At 36.4% G+C, this 18,418-nt stretch carries 17 protein-coding genes; 10 read left to right on the top strand and 7 right to left on the bottom strand.

What is annotated here, in order from left to right; translation table 11 throughout:
- Positions 1-23 precede the first annotated feature (23 nt).
- Positions 24-1,010 (top strand): phosphotriesterase family protein, encoded by a 987-nt coding sequence (locus ACNSTQ_RS11085; protein WP_418199883.1) that lies wholly within the window; start codon positions 24-26, stop codon positions 1,008-1,010.
- 265 nt (positions 1,011-1,275) lie between these two features.
- On the opposite strand, the gene ACNSTQ_RS11080 is transcribed toward ACNSTQ_RS11085, so the two are convergent.
- Both ACNSTQ_RS11080 and recU read right to left on the bottom strand, forming a co-directional pair.
- Positions 1,276-3,837, bottom strand: coding sequence for a PBP1A family penicillin-binding protein (locus ACNSTQ_RS11080; RefSeq protein ID WP_418199882.1), 2,562 nt, complete (start codon positions 3,835-3,837; stop codon positions 1,276-1,278).
- A gap of 101 nt (positions 3,838-3,938) precedes the next feature.
- Positions 3,939-4,538 carry a Holliday junction resolvase RecU gene (recU, locus tag ACNSTQ_RS11075; protein ID WP_418199881.1) on the bottom strand — a complete coding sequence of 200 codons (600 nt, stop codon included), beginning with the start codon at positions 4,536-4,538 and terminating at the stop codon, positions 3,939-3,941.
- 137 nt (positions 4,539-4,675) lie between these two features.
- Between recU and ACNSTQ_RS11070 the strand changes: the two genes are divergently transcribed.
- Positions 4,676-5,644, top strand: a complete 969-nt coding sequence (locus ACNSTQ_RS11070) for a DUF2515 family protein (protein WP_418199880.1) — start codon at positions 4,676-4,678, stop codon at positions 5,642-5,644.
- A gap of 45 nt (positions 5,645-5,689) precedes the next feature.
- Here the strand turns inward: ACNSTQ_RS11070 and ACNSTQ_RS11065 are convergent, their stop codons facing one another.
- Positions 5,690-5,815 carry a hypothetical protein gene (locus tag ACNSTQ_RS11065; RefSeq protein WP_418199879.1) on the bottom strand — a complete coding sequence of 42 codons (126 nt, stop codon included), beginning with the start codon at positions 5,813-5,815 and terminating at the stop codon, positions 5,690-5,692.
- 197 nt (positions 5,816-6,012) lie between these two features.
- On the opposite strand from ACNSTQ_RS11065, the gene racA reads away from it, so the two are divergent.
- The 3 genes from racA to ACNSTQ_RS11050 are packed head-to-tail and all read left to right on the top strand — an operon-like array spanning position 6,013 to position 7,844.
- Positions 6,013-6,528: a chromosome-anchoring protein RacA gene (gene racA / locus ACNSTQ_RS11060; protein ID WP_418199878.1), complete on the top strand. Its 516-nt coding sequence runs from the start codon at positions 6,013-6,015 to the stop codon at positions 6,526-6,528.
- A 36-nt stretch (positions 6,529-6,564) separates the two neighbouring features.
- The gene (locus ACNSTQ_RS11055; protein WP_418199877.1) at positions 6,565-6,945 is read left to right on the top strand and encodes a YppE family protein; all 381 of its coding nucleotides are present in this window, start codon (positions 6,565-6,567) and stop codon (positions 6,943-6,945) included.
- Between the two features lie 59 nt (positions 6,946-7,004).
- Positions 7,005-7,844: a sulfurtransferase gene (locus tag ACNSTQ_RS11050; RefSeq protein ID WP_418199876.1), complete on the top strand. Its 840-nt coding sequence runs from the start codon at positions 7,005-7,007 to the stop codon at positions 7,842-7,844.
- Positions 7,845-8,103: 259 nt separating this feature from the next.
- On the opposite strand, the gene ACNSTQ_RS11045 is transcribed toward ACNSTQ_RS11050, so the two are convergent.
- Entirely contained in the window at positions 8,104-8,706 is a 603-nt protein-coding gene (locus tag ACNSTQ_RS11045; protein ID WP_418199875.1) for a trimeric intracellular cation channel family protein, read from the bottom strand.
- 92 nt (positions 8,707-8,798) lie between these two features.
- Positions 8,799-8,999, bottom strand: a complete 201-nt coding sequence (locus tag ACNSTQ_RS11040; protein ID WP_418199874.1) for a hypothetical protein — start codon at positions 8,997-8,999, stop codon at positions 8,799-8,801.
- A gap of 311 nt (positions 9,000-9,310) precedes the next feature.
- Between ACNSTQ_RS11040 and ilvA the strand changes: the two genes are divergently transcribed.
- From ilvA to ACNSTQ_RS11025, 3 genes are all read left to right on the top strand, one after another.
- Positions 9,311-10,558 carry a threonine ammonia-lyase IlvA gene (gene ilvA / locus ACNSTQ_RS11035; RefSeq protein ID WP_418199873.1) on the top strand — a complete coding sequence of 416 codons (1,248 nt, stop codon included), beginning with the start codon at positions 9,311-9,313 and terminating at the stop codon, positions 10,556-10,558.
- Between the two features lie 69 nt (positions 10,559-10,627).
- Entirely contained in the window at positions 10,628-11,533 is a 906-nt protein-coding gene (locus ACNSTQ_RS11030; protein WP_418199872.1) for a chemotaxis protein, read from the top strand.
- A 372-nt stretch (positions 11,534-11,905) separates the two neighbouring features.
- Positions 11,906-13,210 (top strand): protoglobin domain-containing protein, encoded by a 1,305-nt coding sequence (locus ACNSTQ_RS11025; protein WP_418199871.1) that lies wholly within the window; start codon positions 11,906-11,908, stop codon positions 13,208-13,210.
- A 262-nt stretch (positions 13,211-13,472) separates the two neighbouring features.
- Here ACNSTQ_RS11025 and hcp read toward each other — a convergent pair whose 3' ends face one another.
- Positions 13,473-14,765: a hydroxylamine reductase gene (hcp, locus tag ACNSTQ_RS11020; protein WP_418199870.1), complete on the bottom strand. Its 1,293-nt coding sequence runs from the start codon at positions 14,763-14,765 to the stop codon at positions 13,473-13,475.
- 221 nt (positions 14,766-14,986) lie between these two features.
- Here hcp and ACNSTQ_RS11015 point away from each other — a divergent pair, with 221 nt between their 5' ends.
- Positions 14,987-15,622, top strand: coding sequence for a YitT family protein (locus tag ACNSTQ_RS11015; RefSeq protein WP_418199869.1), 636 nt, complete (start codon positions 14,987-14,989; stop codon positions 15,620-15,622).
- 196 nt (positions 15,623-15,818) lie between these two features.
- On the opposite strand, the gene ACNSTQ_RS11010 is transcribed toward ACNSTQ_RS11015, so the two are convergent.
- Positions 15,819-17,093, bottom strand: a complete 1,275-nt coding sequence (locus tag ACNSTQ_RS11010; RefSeq protein ID WP_418199868.1) for a peptidoglycan-binding protein — start codon at positions 17,091-17,093, stop codon at positions 15,819-15,821.
- A gap of 342 nt (positions 17,094-17,435) precedes the next feature.
- Between ACNSTQ_RS11010 and rnz the strand changes: the two genes are divergently transcribed.
- Positions 17,436-18,365: a ribonuclease Z gene (gene rnz / locus ACNSTQ_RS11005; RefSeq protein ID WP_418199867.1), complete on the top strand. Its 930-nt coding sequence runs from the start codon at positions 17,436-17,438 to the stop codon at positions 18,363-18,365.
- Positions 18,366-18,418 lie beyond the last annotated feature (53 nt).

Raw genomic sequence — 18,418 nt, 5'->3', positions numbered from 1 at the left:
TACAAAAAAGGGGGAAGTAAAAAATGAGTAAGACAGTAAACACAGTGCTTGGACCAGTTGCAGTGGAGGATCTTGGTAAAACGTTGATGCATGAGCATTTCTTTTTTGGTTATCCTGGTTTTTATGGCAATTCTTTATACCCAGTGGATAAAGATGAAATTTTAAGAGCCAGTATTGAGACGGCTTCAAAACTAAAGGCACATGGGGTAAAAACGGTTGTAGATGCTACACCTAATGATACTGGAAGAGACCCAGAGCTATTAAAAAGGATTGCTGAAAAAACAGGGCTTAATATTATTTGTTCAACGGGATACTATTATGAAGGAGAAGGGGCTCCGGCTTATTTTAAATTTAAACAAGCGTTAGGTACAGCAGAAGAAGAAATCTATGAAATGTATATGAGAGAGCTTACAGAGGGAATAGGTGATACGGGTATAAAAGCTGGAGTTATTAAACTGGGCTCAGGGAAAGAAAGAATAACAGATTATGAGAGAATGTTTTTCAAGGTTGCTGCAAAAGTACAAAAGGAAACAGGGGTAACGATCATTACACATACACAGGAAGGAACAATGGGACCTGAACAAGCTGAACTGCTCGTTTCTGAAGGCGCAGATCCTAAACGTATACTAATTGGTCATATGGATGGGAATACCGATTTAAGATACCATATACGTACACTTGAACATGGGGTTTATGTAGGGTTTGACCGTTTTGGTATACAAGGATTTGTCGGGGCACCGATGGATAGTGACCGAATTGGTGTACTATTAGGTTTAATAGGAGCTGGGTATGCTGAACAACTAATGATGTCCCATGATAAAGTAAATGTTTGGTTAGGTAAATCTCCTGAATTTCCTGCGGAATTAGGGAGTCTAGTTACTAATTGGCATATGACCCATATTTTTGAGAATATCATTCCAGTTCTTAAAGAACGAGGAATTTCTGAAGGTCAAATCAATACAATACTTGTTCAAAATCCAAAGCAGATCTTTGGTGGAAATGAGGAGTAAAATCGGTTTTCACATAAAAATATAGACTAGTTAACTATAAAAAAACCGAGCACTCATGGCTCGGTTTTTTATAATAGACTGTTTTCGTATACTTTGTTGCTTTTGGACCGTTTAAGCTTCATGCTATGCGTGTAGAGCCAAGCATCGGCTTGGCTTACGGTTCAAAAGCAAAGAGTAACAAACCATGATAATGATAAAAGAGCCTTATAATAAGAAAAGGAGAGAAGTATTCTTCTCTCCAAATAAATGTTTATTGTTAACGTTTCTAGTTTTCTTCCTCTTCCTCTTCCTCTTCTTCTCTAGGAGTTGTAGATGCACTTGTTGCTGTTTCTTCCTCGTCTTCAGGATCTGGTTCAGGTTCTGGAATAAGATCAATTGGCAATTCCTCATCTTCATCTACTGGAGGTTCAACAGGTTGTTCTGGTTCTTCTTCTATTGGCTCCTCGATTTCAACTACAGGAATTTTAACTTCGCCTTGAGCAGGATCACTTTTTATACTAGGATCTTCATCAGCAACTGCAATGACTTGGAAACGATACGTCGCACCTGCTGTTGGACTCGTAATAATGTGTTGCATATCTTTTGTTGTGTAAATTGGTTCAAATCCGCCATCGTCGATACTTTGCATAATATTAAATGTAACCGCATCTTTCTGATTGCTCGGATAACCCCAAGTGAGGATGATTTGGTCACTGTCTTCTTTGTAGCCTACTTTTAAATCAGAAGGCTTCGGTATACTTTGAAAGGCTTCTGATACTCTCGATGGCTCAGTACCTTTTACAAAATATTCATAGACGATTTCACTTTGTGGTGTAAATGGACTAGGTAGTAAACCTGTCTTTCGTTCAATACCAACCTTAACTACCGAGTCAGGTTGATTAAAGTCAGGTGTTTCAATATTTTGGGAGACTTCCTCCATAATGACTTTAAAGATCTGTTGAGCAAGTCTTCGATCATTATTAATGAGGTAATTACCTTCCCCTTTTCGATCATAACCTGTCCAAACAGCTGCGGTGTAGCGTGTTGTATACCCGGCAAACCAAACATCAGGAACCCCGCCATCAGGAATTTTATATTTTTCTCGATCTTCTTTTTCGAAGTTGGTTGTTCCTGTTTTTCCTGCAAGTGGGAGATTAGGGATGTTTGCATGTGTACCTGTACCATTTCTAACAACAGATTTAAGCATGTCACTAATCATAAATGCAGTATAGTCACTCATGGCAACCACTGGTTCTGGTGCCATATTAATAACTTTTCCATCAGGAAATTCAATTTTACGAACCGTATGAGGCTCAATGTACACCCCTTCATTTCCGAAGGCTGCATACGAACCTGCTAAGTCAAAAGTCGAAATTCCCGTTGTAAAACCTCCGATACCATATGGTTCGTAAATTTGGTTGTCTTCAAAAGGAATGCCAAGAGTAACCGCAAAATCACGAGCATTCTCTAAACCGACTTCTTGTAGTGCTTTAATCGCTGGAATGTTTAAAGAGTCAGCTAATGCTTTTCTCATTGTTACTGGTCCCGCATAATTACGGTTATGGTTTCGGATCTCTGTACCATTTGAGTACGTATGAGGTTCGTCCACAATGATCTTACCTGTTGACCATTTTAAATGTTCAATTGCTGGTCCATAATCTAGGACAGGTTTAATGGTCGATCCCGGTTGTTTTTTAGCAGTTGCAAAGCTAAATCCGCGTTGAACCCCTGTTTGATGACGTCCGTTACCAATGGCTTTTATTTGGCCAGTAGCTGTGTCAATAAGCGTTACACCGGCTTGGAAGTCTTCATTAGCTGGGTACGTTGTAATAAACTCATCGGTTTGTAATACTTTTTCTACGTGAGTTTGAGCGTCTGGATCAAGGGTAGTATAAATCTTTAAGCCCGCTGTAAAAATGTCACTCGTTGTAATTCCCTCAATAGATTCTACTTCAGTGATGACTTGATCAATAAAAGCTTGATAAGCGCTCGCTTCACGCTTTGCTGGATTTAGTTGATCTTCAACCGAAACAGCTCTCGCTTTTTGAGCTTGCTCACTTGTAATTTTTCCGTGTCGCTCCATTAGGGCGATAACCGTATTTCTTCTTTTTTCAGCCGCCTCAGGGTTGTTTAACGGGTTAAAATGGTTTGGACGTTGCGGAAGCCCAGCAAGAAGAGCCGCATCTTCGATCGTTAAATCTTCTAAGTTATCTTTACTAAAATAGGTAATGGCAGCTTGTTGAACACCATATGCACCGCCCCCAAAGTAGATCGCATTTAAATACATTTCCAGTATTTGATTTTTAGAATACTGCTGTTCTAATTTAATCGCTAAATATTGTTCTTGAACTTTACGTGAAATGGTTTTTTCTGGTGATAAAAACAAGTTTTTAACGACTTGTTGTGTAATCGTACTCGCACCTTCCGCACCAAATCCACCTGTAAGATTGGCAGCAACTGCGCCAAACATACGTCGCACATCTACACCAAAGTGTTCCCGAAAACGAACATCTTCAACTGCAATAAATGCATCTTCCACCAGTTCAGGAATATCATTAATATTTACATAAATTCGATTCTCAACTGCTTCAAGAAGTGTAACGGAAGCATCATGTTGGTCAAGGATTTCAGTAGACTGAGCTAGCATAAGTCTATCCTCATCTAACGGTGGTGCAGTTGCAATCATAGAAAAGACGGTGATACCACCCGCAACAGCAAGTACAGTAAAGAATACAACCATTGCTATTAAGAGCTTTTTGAAAATTCCTGTTTTTTTCTTTTTAGGTTTCGCCTTCGATTGTTCTTTAGCACGGCGACGCCCAGTTCGTGTGTTAATATTTTCACTCATGTTTGTTCTTCCTTTCCATCTAAACGAAAGAATAAAAATAACTTTGCTCTATTTTTATTGTATCTTTTTCTATTAACGTTTTTTGTGTCTGTTTCGTTACATTAATTTTGAAAAAAAAGTTGGTCGACTACTTTTAAATAATCAATTCTTGGGTGATATTCCTGTTTTATTAAATAACCAAGCTGAGCAATTTCTGCTTTTGGAATTGATTTTCTTCCGTCTTTTTGATTTTCATAATACTCAACTAAATGAGAAGCATTTAAATAGTATATTTCGTCCAGCAATGTAAATCTTAAAATGATAAAACAAATACCTTGTTGATCTAATACTTGTTTCATGTGTTCAATCTGGTGAAGATGAAAGTTTTGCAACGGAAATGATGTTTTATTTCTTGTTTCCTTTGCTTCAAAGTCAATGTGACGCCCACGGTACACACCGTTGTAATCCGTAGTGGAAGCTTGTTTAAAGTACGCCTCTTTAATAACAGCAGCACTTCGCTTTGGATAATCAACTTGGACGATTTGTAATGGCGTCGGTTTTTTATGGATGACAGCAATTCCACGACTCAAATAATAAGCGTTTGTATCATTTAAATCTTCTTCTAGCGTCATCCCGCGATTACTGAATGTTTCTTTTTTGTTAGTGTTTGAACGGTTAACGGGTGCGGAGTACTTTTTACCATTTGGATAACGGATAGCCAATGCAAATCAGCAACCTTTCGTTCAAAGAGTATGTCTCTTTTCAGTAAAATAGTCTAAGAAGTAATGAGAACAAAAATTCTCATCACGTAATCATATCATAAAACGGATAATCAGAGAAGTTAAAAAAGGATGATACAATGATGTTGAAAAAGGAAAGTCAAATCGTCAGTACGATACAAAAAAAAACCATGTCAGGAAATGTAGATAATATAAGTCGTACGAAAGCTTACTTGAATTACTATAAAAACAATCAAGAGATTTGGTGGGCTTTGTTAGCTAGTATGGTTTCTCGTAATGCAGGTTGGAATATGACGGACTTAAAAAGTAACTGGTATGAAACTTTAATAGCTCCTCAATATAGTTACACATTATTTTTAACTTTTGAACGCGCCAATTGGTTTATTTTTTCGGATGCTTATCCACAACTACTCCTTTATGAGGCTTCCAAGAACGAAAAACGACCACTTTTTCATTTACTACCCTATTTTGATGTAAGTGAATTCATGATACGAGAATGGAACATATTCTGGAATTGTGGAAATTTAGAGAGGCTTTGTACTGCCCTTATTATTAATGAACAGCATTTGATACAGCGGCCTGTAATTGAGCATCCTTTCTACTCGAGCCATGTATTTAAATCGTTGCCGTATTTTTTAGTGGAGCATTTACATTTCAATACGGTTCTTTTCCCGACTTTTGAAGGTAACCTCTATGGGTTTAGTGTCGATAAGTTTCAGAAAGTTGAAAGAAGAATTGAATTGGGGAAGAAGTTAGCATGGTTACTTTTTAAATCTGAGCAAAGTTCGCTAATTCATCAATTTGGGCTTCAAGTCGAACCAACAGGCTCTAGAAGAGATTATGAAAAGTACGTGAAGTGGAAAATTTCAAAACATACACCTATCCTAAGAACCGCTTATTCACCGGTACTTCATCAAAGACATGATTATGAAGATTGGTCGTTGTCGACTCGTAACGTGAAACGTTTCTTTAAGAGCTTGACGGAACCAAAGAGGAAATATATATTAACGAATTGGTATCAACATAAAATGGCAGAATTATTTTTAGCCATGAAAATAGAGACTGCATTAATTAAAGCATTTCGATAATAAGTAAAGTTATAGGACAAAGAAAAGGCTGACATTGTGTCAGCCTTATTCAGCCGGGCGATTAGGCCCTGTTAATTTCTTATCACCATACCCTGGAGCATTTTGATTTTGTTGACTATCAGGCTGTGCTTCTTGTTGTTTTTTCATTGAACGTTTATTGTTTTTAGCCATTTCTAACCCTCCACTTATTTGGTCTTTTATAGTATTCGTTGAAGTAGAAAAACCATACATATGATTTCTTTAGAACGACTGATTTTGGAAGATCATCACTTTCTTTGACGAATAAAAACTAGTTTTGTCAAGTGCGAAGGGAAAGTAATAATCCACTTCGAATAGTTACATTAACAAAAGTGATGGAGGGATTTCTAATGGAAAATGTGTTGAAAACGAAAGAAGTTTCTGATCTATTGGGGGTAAATCCAACGACGGTACAACGATGGGTAAAATATTTTAATATCCATTGTCAATTGAACGAACACGGACATTATTTATTTCAAACACCACAAGTCGAAACGCTAAGGGAAATTCAAGGACAACTTAGTGAAGGAAAAAAAATGAAGGATGTCACGGTCTCCAATCCAAGTATTATTAGTGATAGTCAACAGCCTGAGGAAGTCATGCCAACATTTAAATACGAGCAAAAATTAGAGCAAATGATGCAACGGATTGAAGATTTAGAACAAAGACTGGCTGCAAAAGCAGATGATGTCGTTACGTATCAACTGCTTAATCACCGTAAAGAAATAGAAGCAATGAGCAAAAGTCTTCTTTCGATTGAACAAAGGCTAGACGAGATGGATGTAGTCATAAAGCAGAATGTGACGGTGCCATTAGAAGAAATGCCACCCAAAAGACGTTCCCTAATGCAACTTTTTTCATTTTAAGTTATTTTTGTTATGATGTGTTGTGAGGTGAATTTCATGACACAGGAAGAAATAAATAAACTAATCGAACTGACAAAACAATTACGGGAGTTTAATGATACTTCACGCGAACAATATACAACCTATACGATTAAAGAAGGCTTTACTGCTGATTTTTATACGGACGTAAAGCCTTTTGCTGATCGTGTTTTTATGACTGCAAACAAGTGGAGAGAATTAGCAGAGCAATGGGTAAGGGAGTACAGGCCAACATATGTTTATCCAATGCAACTTTCAAATGCTTATGACCAATTGTTAGAAACGTCGGTTGCAGCTTTTCAAAAAGATACAAAATCAAAGCGGTTTAAAGATACAATTAAATCGATCGATTACATTCTAGACACCATCCTCATTCAAATTAAACAACCCAATGAATAAATATTGTGTTAATATGAAAGAAAATTCTAATAACACTTTCTTTTGAATGGAGTGATTGGGTGAAAAATGTTGTAGAAATGGAATGGCTTTCTTGTCATTTAGAAGACCCGAATGTAAGAATTGTTGATTGTAGATTTCAATTAGGAGCACCACACGAAGGATTTAATGCTTACCTAGAAGACCATATACCAGGAGCTTTTTACTTTGACTTAGAAAAAGATCTATCCAGTAAGGTAAAAGAACATGGGGGAAGACACCCTCTTCCAGACATAGAAGAATTAGCAGGTAAATTATCTGCCGCTGGCATTGACCAGCATGTTACTGTTGTTGCTTATGATGACCAAGGAGGACCATTTGCATCGAGGATGTGGTGGTTACTAAAGTACTTAGGTCACTCAAAGACTTTTGTATTAAACGGCAACTATAGTCAGTGGAAAGAAAAAGGTCATGATGTAACTGATAAAATTCCGCAAATATCTACCCATAATTTTAAAATAAACATTCAACCTTCATTACTAATTGAGCGAAATGAATTAATGGATAAAGTTAATTCTAAAAACGAAGATTACATATTACTGGATTCTAGAGAAGAAAAGCGTTACTTAGGAATAGAAGAACCTGTAGATAAGGTAGCCGGACATATTCCAAATGCTCGTCATTTCTTCTGGAAGGATGCCTTAACTTTAAATCAAAAATGGAAAACTGTTGAAGAACAAAGTAGCCGTTTAAAGGGGCTAGATAAAGAGAAGGAAATAATCGTATACTGTGGCTCGGGTGTAACAGCTTGTCCTAATGTATTGACGTTGAAAGAAGCTGACTTCCCCAATGTGCGTCTTTACGTAGGGAGTTGGAGTGATTGGATTACATATGAAGATTACTTATTAGAAGTAGAAAAATAAATATTAATGGCTGTTTTCGTAAACTTTGTTGCTATTGGACCGTTTTTTAAATATCAATCAGCCCTAATGGATAAATTCATTTATCCATCTGGCTGATTGATATTCAAAAGCTTCACGCTAAAGCGTGAACAACCAAGCTTTCGCTTGGTTACGGTCCAATAGCTAAAAGCAACATTCTTTTAGAAAAGAGCCATATTAATAAAAAGGTGACTTTAATAGGGGCACATTCTGTTCTACCCTTATTAAGTCACCTTATTGTTTAGGCGTTTAACTTACGGTGTGGAAGCTTCCATTGATAGGAAACAGATAACATTCTTAAAGTGACAATAAGTATAAAAAGTAAAATTAGACCTGCAGTACCACTTACAATGTTAAGACCTATTCCAAGTCCTGCTAACATCGTCCATGCGATGTATATTTCCTTTTGAAGAAAAAGTGGTTTTCTTCCAGCTAAAACATCTCGGATCATACCACCACCAGTTCCAGTTAATGCTGCTGCTACGATGACTGCACTTAATGGGTGTCCCATTGCTGCAGCGTACATTGCTCCTTGAATAGCGAAGGCAGCAAGCCCTACTGCATCGAAGAAAATTCCCCATTTTATCCAATGGTTAATCCAAAGTGAAGGTATAAAGAAGGCGATCGTCATAACGATTACTGCAATTGTAAAAAGATTACCTTGTTCCCATAAAGCAGAAACAGGAACACCTATTAGTAAGTTTCTAACGGCACCACCACCAAAAGCAGTAACTAAACCTAAAATATAGACTCCCATTAAGTCATAATCTTCTTCCATCGCAACAATTACTCCACTTAAGGCAAACGCAATCGTCCCTATTATGTTTAAAATATCCCAAGCCACCTGATTGCCTCCTTCGTGTGTATATGACTTCGATAAAAAACGAACGCGAATAATCGCGCCCGTCTTTATATCCTTTTATGTAAGGAAGCGTTTTAGTTGTTATCTGTTAGGCTTAGAAAAATCATATAAACTAAAGTAACAAAAGAAAGAACGGCTAATGAAGTCATGATTAGACCAGATGGTTCAGCAGCACCTTCAGCAGCTTCTCCACCTCCTGCAGCTAAGACAGAAGTAACTGGCAGAAGCAGTAAAGTAAATAAAAACGCTGTAAGCATCGTTAATTTTTTGATCATTTTCGATCCACCCCTTTTTACGCATAATTATGACAGATCAGCTCTGTCATTACAAATGATACCAACATTTACATTATAGTTTTCTATAAAGGGAATGGCAATATAAATTGCCTTGAAAAGATTTTTCAAAGTAATGAACTTATGATAAGATGTTAAAGGATATTTCGTTCGGTCAAAAGGTTGTCTTATAAGTATTTGTTCCTTATGTTTCATGTTTTTAGTTCATTAAATTCATGAAGGACGACACAGCGATAAAAGCCATTTATAAAGACAACCTAATTAATTTCTACTTCAGAAAGGGAATACACACAATGGGGAAAATTAATATAGAAGATATTATTATTGCGAATCAAACGTTAAAGGATGTTGTCTTTCACACACCTTTACAGAAGGATCAAGTTTTATCAGAAAGATATCAGTGTAATGTGTACTTAAAAAGAGAGGACTTACAAGTTGTTCGTTCTTTTAAAATACGAGGTGCTTATTATCAAATCCAAAGTCATCCGCAAGAAGAGCTTGAGCAAGGCGTAGTTTGTGCAAGTGCTGGAAATCATGCTCAAGGAGTAGCCTATTCATGTCGTACTTTAAAAATTAAAGGGAAAATCTTTATGCCTTCTACGACTCCGCGTCAAAAAGTAGATCAAGTAAAGTTTTTTGGAAAAGAGTATGTGGAAGTAATGCTAACAGGGGATACGTTTGATGACTCTTTTAATGAAGCAATGAAATACAGTACGGAACATAAAATGGCATTTATCCATCCTTTTGATCAGGAAAAGATCATTGCGGGTCAAGGAACCGTTGGAATGGAGATTATGAATGATATTGACGAAAAAATCGACTACTTGTTTAGCTCAATTGGTGGCGGTGGCTTAATATCGGGTGTTGGTACGTACATTAAGAGTATTAGTCCTAAAACGAAGATCATCGGAGCAGAACCTGCAGGAGCACCAGGAATGAAAAACTCAATTGATGCTGGTCAAGTTGTAGAGCTTGATAAAATTGATAAATTTGTAGATGGAGCTGCAGTTAAGAAGGTTGGACAACTTCCATTTGATATTTGCAAAAACGTTTTAGATGATATTGTCCTTGTTCCAGAAGGGAAAATATGCACAACGATCCTTGAATTATACAATCAAAACGCCATTGTTGCTGAGCCTGCTGGCGCAATGCCTATCGCTGCCCTTGATTTCTATAAGAATGAAATTAAAGGAAAAACCGTAGTATGTATAGTTAGTGGAGGAAATAACGACATTGGTCGGATGCAGGAAATGAGGGAGCGTTCATTGATTTATGAAGGTTTACAACATTACTTTATCATTCAGTTCCCACAACGAGCTGGGGCGCTTCGCGAATTTATTGAAGATGTGTTAGGACCAGAAGACGATATTACTCGATTTGAATATACGAAAAAGAACAATAAAGCAAATGGCCCTGCATTAGTCGGGATTGAATTAAAACGTGATGAAGATTACCATCTCTTTATTGAACGCTTAAATAAAAAAGGCTTCGAGTACAATGAAATAAATAAAAATGAAAGTTTGTTTAACCTGCTCATCTAAAGCGTGATTATTAACAAGTTTAATGGTAGTATAGTACTACAAAGAGATATGAGTAGGGGAGGAAGTAAAATGTCCGAACATAAAGGAATTTTGCTTGAAAGTGGAACTAATGAACTAGAGGTAATTGCATTTACGATTGATGAAGGGACATTTGGTATAAATGTTCTAAAGGTAAGAGAAATTATCAACCCATTACCTATCGTGAAAGTACCAAATAGTCATCCGAATGTAGAGGGGATTATCCGATTACGAGATGAAGTCATTACAGTAGTTGATTTAGCAAAAGTGCTAGGTTTTCCTCCTTCAGAAGACAGTCAGAAAGATAAGTTCATTGTAGCTGAACTAAATCAAATGAAAGTTGCATTCCACGTTCATAATGTATCAAGAATTCACCGTATTTCTTGGGAACAGATTGAGAAGCCGACTGAATTATCACAAGGCTTAGAAGCATCGACGATCGGTGTTGTAAAGATGGATGAGCAAATGCTTCTCTTATTGGACTATGAAAAAATTGTCGTTGATATTAATCCGGAATCTGGAATTAATGTAGGTCAATTAAAGTCGCTTGGAAAACGGGAACGTAGTATGAAAAAAATTATTGTAGCAGAAGATTCTCCAATTTTAAGAAAATTACTTCAAGATACATTATCTGAAGCTGGTTATGTGAATGTCCAGTTTTTCGATGACGGTAAAGAAGCGTGGGAGTTTCTCGAACAGCTTAAGCAATCTGAAACAGCTGTTGAACAAGAGATACAATTAGTCATTACAGATTTGGAAATGCCGAAGATGGACGGTCACCATTTAACCAAGAGAATTAAAGATGATGTTCATTTAAATGTTTTACCAGTAATCATATTCTCGTCATTAATTACAGGTGACCTCTACCATAAAGGGATAAGAGTAGGTGCAGATGCACAAGTAAGTAAACCAGAAATTGTAGAGCTCGTTCATATTATTGATAAACATATTATTTAATTTAGCGAATGCTAATTAACATGGATAGAGATCACTAAGGGAAGAGGCTGACATTTTGCTAATAGTCGGCCCTTTTTGTTTTTAGCGCTGTTAATGAGTATTGTTGATTTTGGTCTCATTCCTGAAAAAATAACATGTAATTATTGGAGAAAATGCATTTTCTCCAATAATTACATGTTATTTTTTCAACCTTTTAGTTCCTGAAAGGCGTGTGAAATTAACATTTCACACGATGAGCCCAAAATCAACGGATTTCCACAGTATTATTTAACATAGCTTTGTTTTTTAATATTGTCGGAAAATGTAGAATTACTAGAATTCTATTGGTATAATAAAATGATAGTATAGTAAAAATGTAGGGGGAGTTAAGTAGTGGGGATTACACAATTTTTTCGCTCTAAACAAGAGGAGAGTCTGGCAGAAAAAAGTCAGAAGCATGAGGCTTTTCTCATAATACCTAGTGATAAAAAAGAATTGAAGGAGCAAGTGAAAATCATAAATTTAACACTAGATGATTTAAAGGTTATTCAGGAATTGAAGCCATTTGTAGAAAGAAATGTGGAAGTTCTTACGGATATGTTTTATTCGACAATTGGGCAGTCACCGGATTTAGTAAACATTATTTCTAATCACTCTACTATAGATAGATTAAAAGGAACATTACAAACTCACTTAATCGAAATGTTCAGTGGTACAATAGATGAGGTATTTATAGAGAAACGTATTCGTATTGCAAAAGCGCATGTTCGAATTGGTCTAGAACAAAAATGGTATATCTGTGCATATCAAGGGTTGCTCAATCATTTTGTAGGACTTGTTGAGAAGGAATTTGAAAATGGAAGTGACATCTTAATTGCTTTGAAAGCCGTAACTAAATTAATTAATCTTGAACAACAATTAGTGGTGGAAGCTTATGATGAAGAAATATTACGCTTAAAACAAAAAGAAGAAGAAACGAAGAGTGAAGTAAAAGCATTAATGGATGAAACGTCAGCTAGTTTAGCCTCGCTAGCACAGGAAACGAATTCAGCGATTGAAGAAGTAAATGCGCAAACAGATGAAATGGCCATTAAGTCAACTAAAGGACTAGAAATTGCTAGTCTTGCAGAAGAAAAAGCGAACAATGGTAAGAAGCAAATTGATCATTTAAGCAATAATATTAAAGATATCCAAGAAACAACAAATATTATTACCAAAGATATTACTGAACTCGAAGGTACGGCAAAACAAATTAATGAAATCGTAACGATTGTTCAATCGATCGCAAATGAAACCAACCTCTTGGCCTTAAATGCAGCAATAGAAGCAGCGCGTGCAGGTGAACATGGAAAAGGATTTGCTGTCGTTGCGGAAGAAGTACGAAAACTTTCAGAGCAAACCAATCAATCGGTTGAAGGCGTAAAGAAATTAATTGAAAAAACAAATGAACAAATCTATAAAAATAATGCCAGCATGAAAAAAGTAGAAACATTGGTTGAACAAAGTAATCAAAATATGAAGGTTACTGAAGCTTCTTTTATCGAGATTATTGACCAAATGAAAGAAACCAAAGAGAAAAATAGAGAAATTCAAACCGATCTAGACGAGTTTACGCGAGTAATAGGTGAAATTGCAAAAGCATCGTCTAACATTGCTTCAGCTTCAGATAATCTACTTCACACAACTAAACAATGGTAAAAAAAGACTGGTGCCAGGCACCAGTGGTTTCAGATCGAGAGAAATAACTCTAAAAACTCTAATAAAACTGCTGTTTTTGCTGCGAATAACGGCCTCTGAGACCGCTAAACAAGAGATAAATAGAAATGCTACTTCTCTCACTACAGATAGAGGTGCAAATCATAGTTTGATTTGCACCTCTATTTTGTGTACTATTCAAAATTTATCGCTAATAACTGACGCGTTAACCTGACACGCTACTTTTGTACTTTTTATCTTTGAATTAATTTAGCGACAGCATGCTTTCCATATCATCTTTTGCATTGCTGATGAGTTGTAGATTAAAAGCTTCTTGAAGTACATTTAATACACCAGGTGTAACAAATTCGGGTGGCTTTGGTCCGATTCTGATATCCTTAATTCCTAAACTAAATAGTCCTAGTAGGATGGCAACTGCTTTTTGCTCAAACCATGATAAAACAATGCTCACTGGCAATTCGTTTACTTCACAATCAAACGCATCTGCTAAAGCCATTGCAATCTTTACAGTTGATACAGAATTATTACATTGACCTAAATCTACAAACCTTGGAATATTAGTTCCAGCGATCGTTCCATATTCAACATCATTAAAACGGAACTTTCCACAGGATGTTGTTAAAATAATGGTGTCATTAGGGAGTGAGGTAGCTAATTCACGATAATAATTCCCGCCAGGACCAGGTGCATCACAACCTGCAATGACAAAGAAACGCTTTATTTTTCCGCCTTTAACCGCATCAATAATTTCAGGTGCTAAGCCGATAACGGTCTCATGGTGGAACCCAGTTGTTAATGTATCTTCACTTTCCATATTAGCATCAGGTAATTCCAGTGCTTTTTGGATTAATCCAGTGAAGTCATCATTTTCTATCTTATGGACACCTTCTAAACCAGCAATATCATAGGAATAGAAACGATCAGAATAGCTGCCTTTTATCGGCATTACACAGTTTGTTGTTGCAAGAATTGCGCCAGGAAATTTTTCAAACAAACGACGCTGATCAAACCAAGCTTTACCGATGTTCCCTTTTAAGTGCGCGTACTTTCTTAGCTCTGGATATCCATGGGCAGGTAACATTTCCGAGTGTGTATAAATGTTTACTCCTTTGCCTTCGGACTGTTTTAATAGTTCCTCAAGGGCGAGCAAGTTGTGTCCAGTAACAATAATTGCTTTTCCTTCAACTTTGTTTTGACTGACAGTAATCGGTTGCGGGATACCAAGGCGATCTGTATGAGCTCGGTCTAACAGTTCCATGATACGTACAGCAGCATTCCCAACTTTTAATGCCATATCGATATGTTCTTGCATATTAAAGTTTGAATTCGTTAATGTCATATAAAGTGCTTCATGTGTTACTTTATCAACTTCTGGATCTGAATAACCTAATTGTCTAGCATGAGTAGCATACGCAGCAATTCCTTTTAATGCAAAAACAATTGTATCTTGTAAGCTAGCAATATCTTCATTTTTCCCACAAACTCCAACGATCTTACATCCACCAGTAGGTGTTTGCTCACATTGATGACAAAACATAAAGATCCCTCCAATATCAAACATGTATTTAAAATACATGTTAAGCGATGGGTAAAAACTTCACTGTGATAAAAATCACACCTTCCTTACTTTTCACAAATTAGCCAAAAAACTGTAATTAATTAGAAAATTCGAATTTATAAATATTCACTGTTATGCATTGAAAAGTTGAGTAGATTTGCGTATTGTTAATAGTAGATACATAGAAGGAGAGAATTTCATTGAATCAATTAATAACACGCTGGTTATTTATTATAGCCGGATTATTAATAACATCATTAGGTTTAAGGATATTGGCTATTCATCAGTTCACCTTTGGAGGTACAGCAGGAGTCGCTACAATATTAGACTTCTTAACGACTTGGTCTTGGGGGATTTTATTCTTCCTTGTAAACTTACCGTTTTTTGTCATCTCCATTCAAAAGTTAGGGATGAGGTTTACAATTTCCAGCCTTGTTTCCATTACTGCGATTTCTTTTCTTAGTGAATGGTTTCAGGTTTTTCAAGTGACGCCTTTCCCAGATTGGCTCGCAACAATTGTAGGGGGACTTTTTATTGGAATAGGTGTTACGCTTGTTTTAAATAATGGTTCTTCACTCGGTGGTATCCACATTTTAGCGTTATACTTAGATCAAAGGTTCAAAATTAACCGTGGGATTACTATTTTTGCAAGTGATTTCTTAATTATCTTCTTAGCTGGAATATTAGTCGGTTGGTCGAATGCGTTACTTTCTGTAGCTGCCATATTTATTGCAAGTTCAATTATTGGACGATATAAAAAGAGTCCTATTAATGAAAAGCAAGTACAAGAGGAAGATGCGCAATTTTCAGCTATGTCGACTCAAGTACAAAAATAGACTGGAATTAAAAAAGGCTCTTTTTCCAAAGCAATAGCAACAAAGTATACGAAAACAGCCATTTAAAAAAGCGGAAAGGTGATGTACTCACCTTTCCGCTTTTTCTATAACTAAAGTCTGGACCAGGGAACGTTAGGTTTTGATGAATTTAATGTAGTGTTCCTACTATTTATTAGATGTAAAAGATACGTTCATTTTAATTTAACGTTCTTGCTCCGAGATAGCGAGAGTTCCAGTATGAACCATCGACACTACTAATCGTTACCCCTGTTGATGAACCTGCATGAATAAACTGACGGTCACCGAGATAAATTCCTACGTGGGAAGGTCCTGATTTATATGTTGTAAAAAAGACAAGGTCACCGGGTTGTGGGCTAGAGGTAGAAGTACTGGATCCCCAAATAGATGATGTTGTTCTTGGGATCGACTTTCCATGTTGGTTATAAACATATTGTAAAAAACCACTACAATCGAAACCAGCCCTTGTCGTTCCACCCCATTTATAAGGTGTTCCTATTAAGGACTTTGCAGTTGAGATAACAGACGTATTGGCTGCAGGTGTTGAAACATTCTCCTCCACTTTTTTAGGTTTCTTAGGAGATGAGTCCACAGCCTCTTCTGTGACAGCAGTTGTACTGTCAGTAGATGCAACGGTGGTTTCTACATGTGTATTTGTCTTTTCAGAAATAACAACAGCTTGTTCTTGCTGGATATTTTGGGGTGCTCTTTCTATTGTTTTTTTGTAATCTGTATAGGTCTTCTTTTTACTATCACTAGTCATATGTTGTATCGTTTGAGGTCCTGCTATCCCATCAACATTGAGTTGATGAGCCATTTGGTAGTTCATTATTGCCGTTTTGGTTTTCGGTCCGTATATTCCATCTATTTGTTTATAATATCCTAAACTTTGAAGCTTATCTTGGATTAAGGTGACAGCTTTTCCTTTATCCCCGACCGTCAATAAAAGATCAGAAGAAAGCTCGGATATTTTCGTTAATGTTTCAGATGGCTCAGCAGAAAGAAGGACAGAAGTTGTATCGTTTTTATCTTCTTGGTAATGTACAATGTCACTCATTTTTTTCTGACTTATCGTATGAAATACATCCGTATGTTCATGATAAAGGTGATTTAATGTCTTCTGTCCTGCGATTCCATCAGCTTTTAAAGAGTGAGATCTTTGATAGTCTCTTACTGCTTGTTTCGTAAGTAGTCCATATAGTCCATCCATTTTCCCATTATAGTATTTAAACGTAGCTAAGAAAAATTGCAACTGAGATACAGCTTCTCCTTCTTTACCAAAACGTAATGTTAAAAAGGGTTCACGCTTAATTACGTGTGTGTCTACTTTTGGTTCTGTTGATGATAATGTTTGTTCACTAACATCTAAATTACTTTCACCTACACTCATCAATGAACTTAAAATAACTGAGGATGCTAAAAGAGTTCCAGTCGAATATTGAAATAGAGTCATCATCTTCCTCCTAAGCTGTTTTTTTACATTCCATGCCTGAATGTTCTTCACTAGACGTAACGAATGATGACAATAGTTCACTCACGAACATCATCATTTTCATATGTAGGACTCATAAGACTTTTCGATATAAAAATTATGAAAATGACACTTTATGAGCTATTGTATGAGTGTTCCTAATGAATAGAACGAAGCTAGTTTGTCTTAATACTTTATTACTAAAATAAAGTAATACCATGACTATTTTATTGAAAGTAGGCCGATTCACATAGTAAAATGAACTGTTACATTGGGATATAAGTTTAAAGCAAACAAGAATTTTCATAGTTGGAGGGAAGTTAGTTGGAATTTCATTTTTTAGGTACAGGAGCTGGGGTACCATCAACGAAACGAAATGTGAGTGCAATTGCTATCCGTTTTTTACAATGCAACGGGAGTTTGTGGATGGTTGATTGTGGGGAAGGTACTCAACAACAAATTCTGCGGTCTTCCATTAAGTTAAGTAAGCTTGAAAAAATATTTATTACCCATCTTCATGGAGACCATATTTTCGGCTTACCAGGATTGCTTGGGAGCCGTTCTTTTCAAGGTGGAGTTACACCACTTACGATTTACGGTCCAAAGGGTATAAAAGCATATATTGAGCAATGTCTCTCTCTTTCAAATACAACTTTACTGTACCCTTTATCGGTTGTAGAGCTAGAAGAAGGGAAGATCTTTGAAGATAAAGATGTTTCGGTTCAATGCTTATTATTAGAGCATGTCATGCCTACCTATGGTTTTCGCATAGAAGAAAAAGCTCAAAGCGGGGAGCTGTTAGTGGACAAATTAAAAGAAAAAGGAATTACGCCTGGACCGCTGTATAAAAAAATAAAAGCCAAAGAGAAAGTTCATTTGAGTTCGGGTGAATGGATTGATGGTGCAGACTTTGTTGGACCAGACATTTCAGGTCGAATTATTACTATTTTAGGGGATACCAAACCGTGTGATGCAGCTGTTAAATTAGCTATAAATGCAGATGTACTTATTCACGAAGCAACTTTTAGTATCGAAAATCAAGAAATGGCTCATCAATATGGCCATTCTACAGCTTATGACGCTGCTAAAATTGCAAGAAATGCAAAAGTGAAGACGCTGATTTTAACACATATTAGTGCCAGGTATGAGGGTAAATCGGATTTATTAAAAACAGAAGCGTGTGAAGTGTTTCCAAATACGTATATTGCTTATGATTCGTATATACATACTTTGTTGCGTAGCAAAAGCAGCTAAGACTTATTGATAGAAAAAGAAAATGTTCAGTTCTCAGGAATAAAACAGTTCAA

This window comes from Alkalihalobacterium sp. APHAB7 (assembly GCF_048323755.1).
GTDB lineage: Bacteria > Bacillota > Bacilli > Bacillales > Bacillaceae_F > Alkalihalobacterium.
Note: the sequence above shows the minus strand (reverse complement) of the source record. Positions and strands in the feature narration are given on the sequence as shown.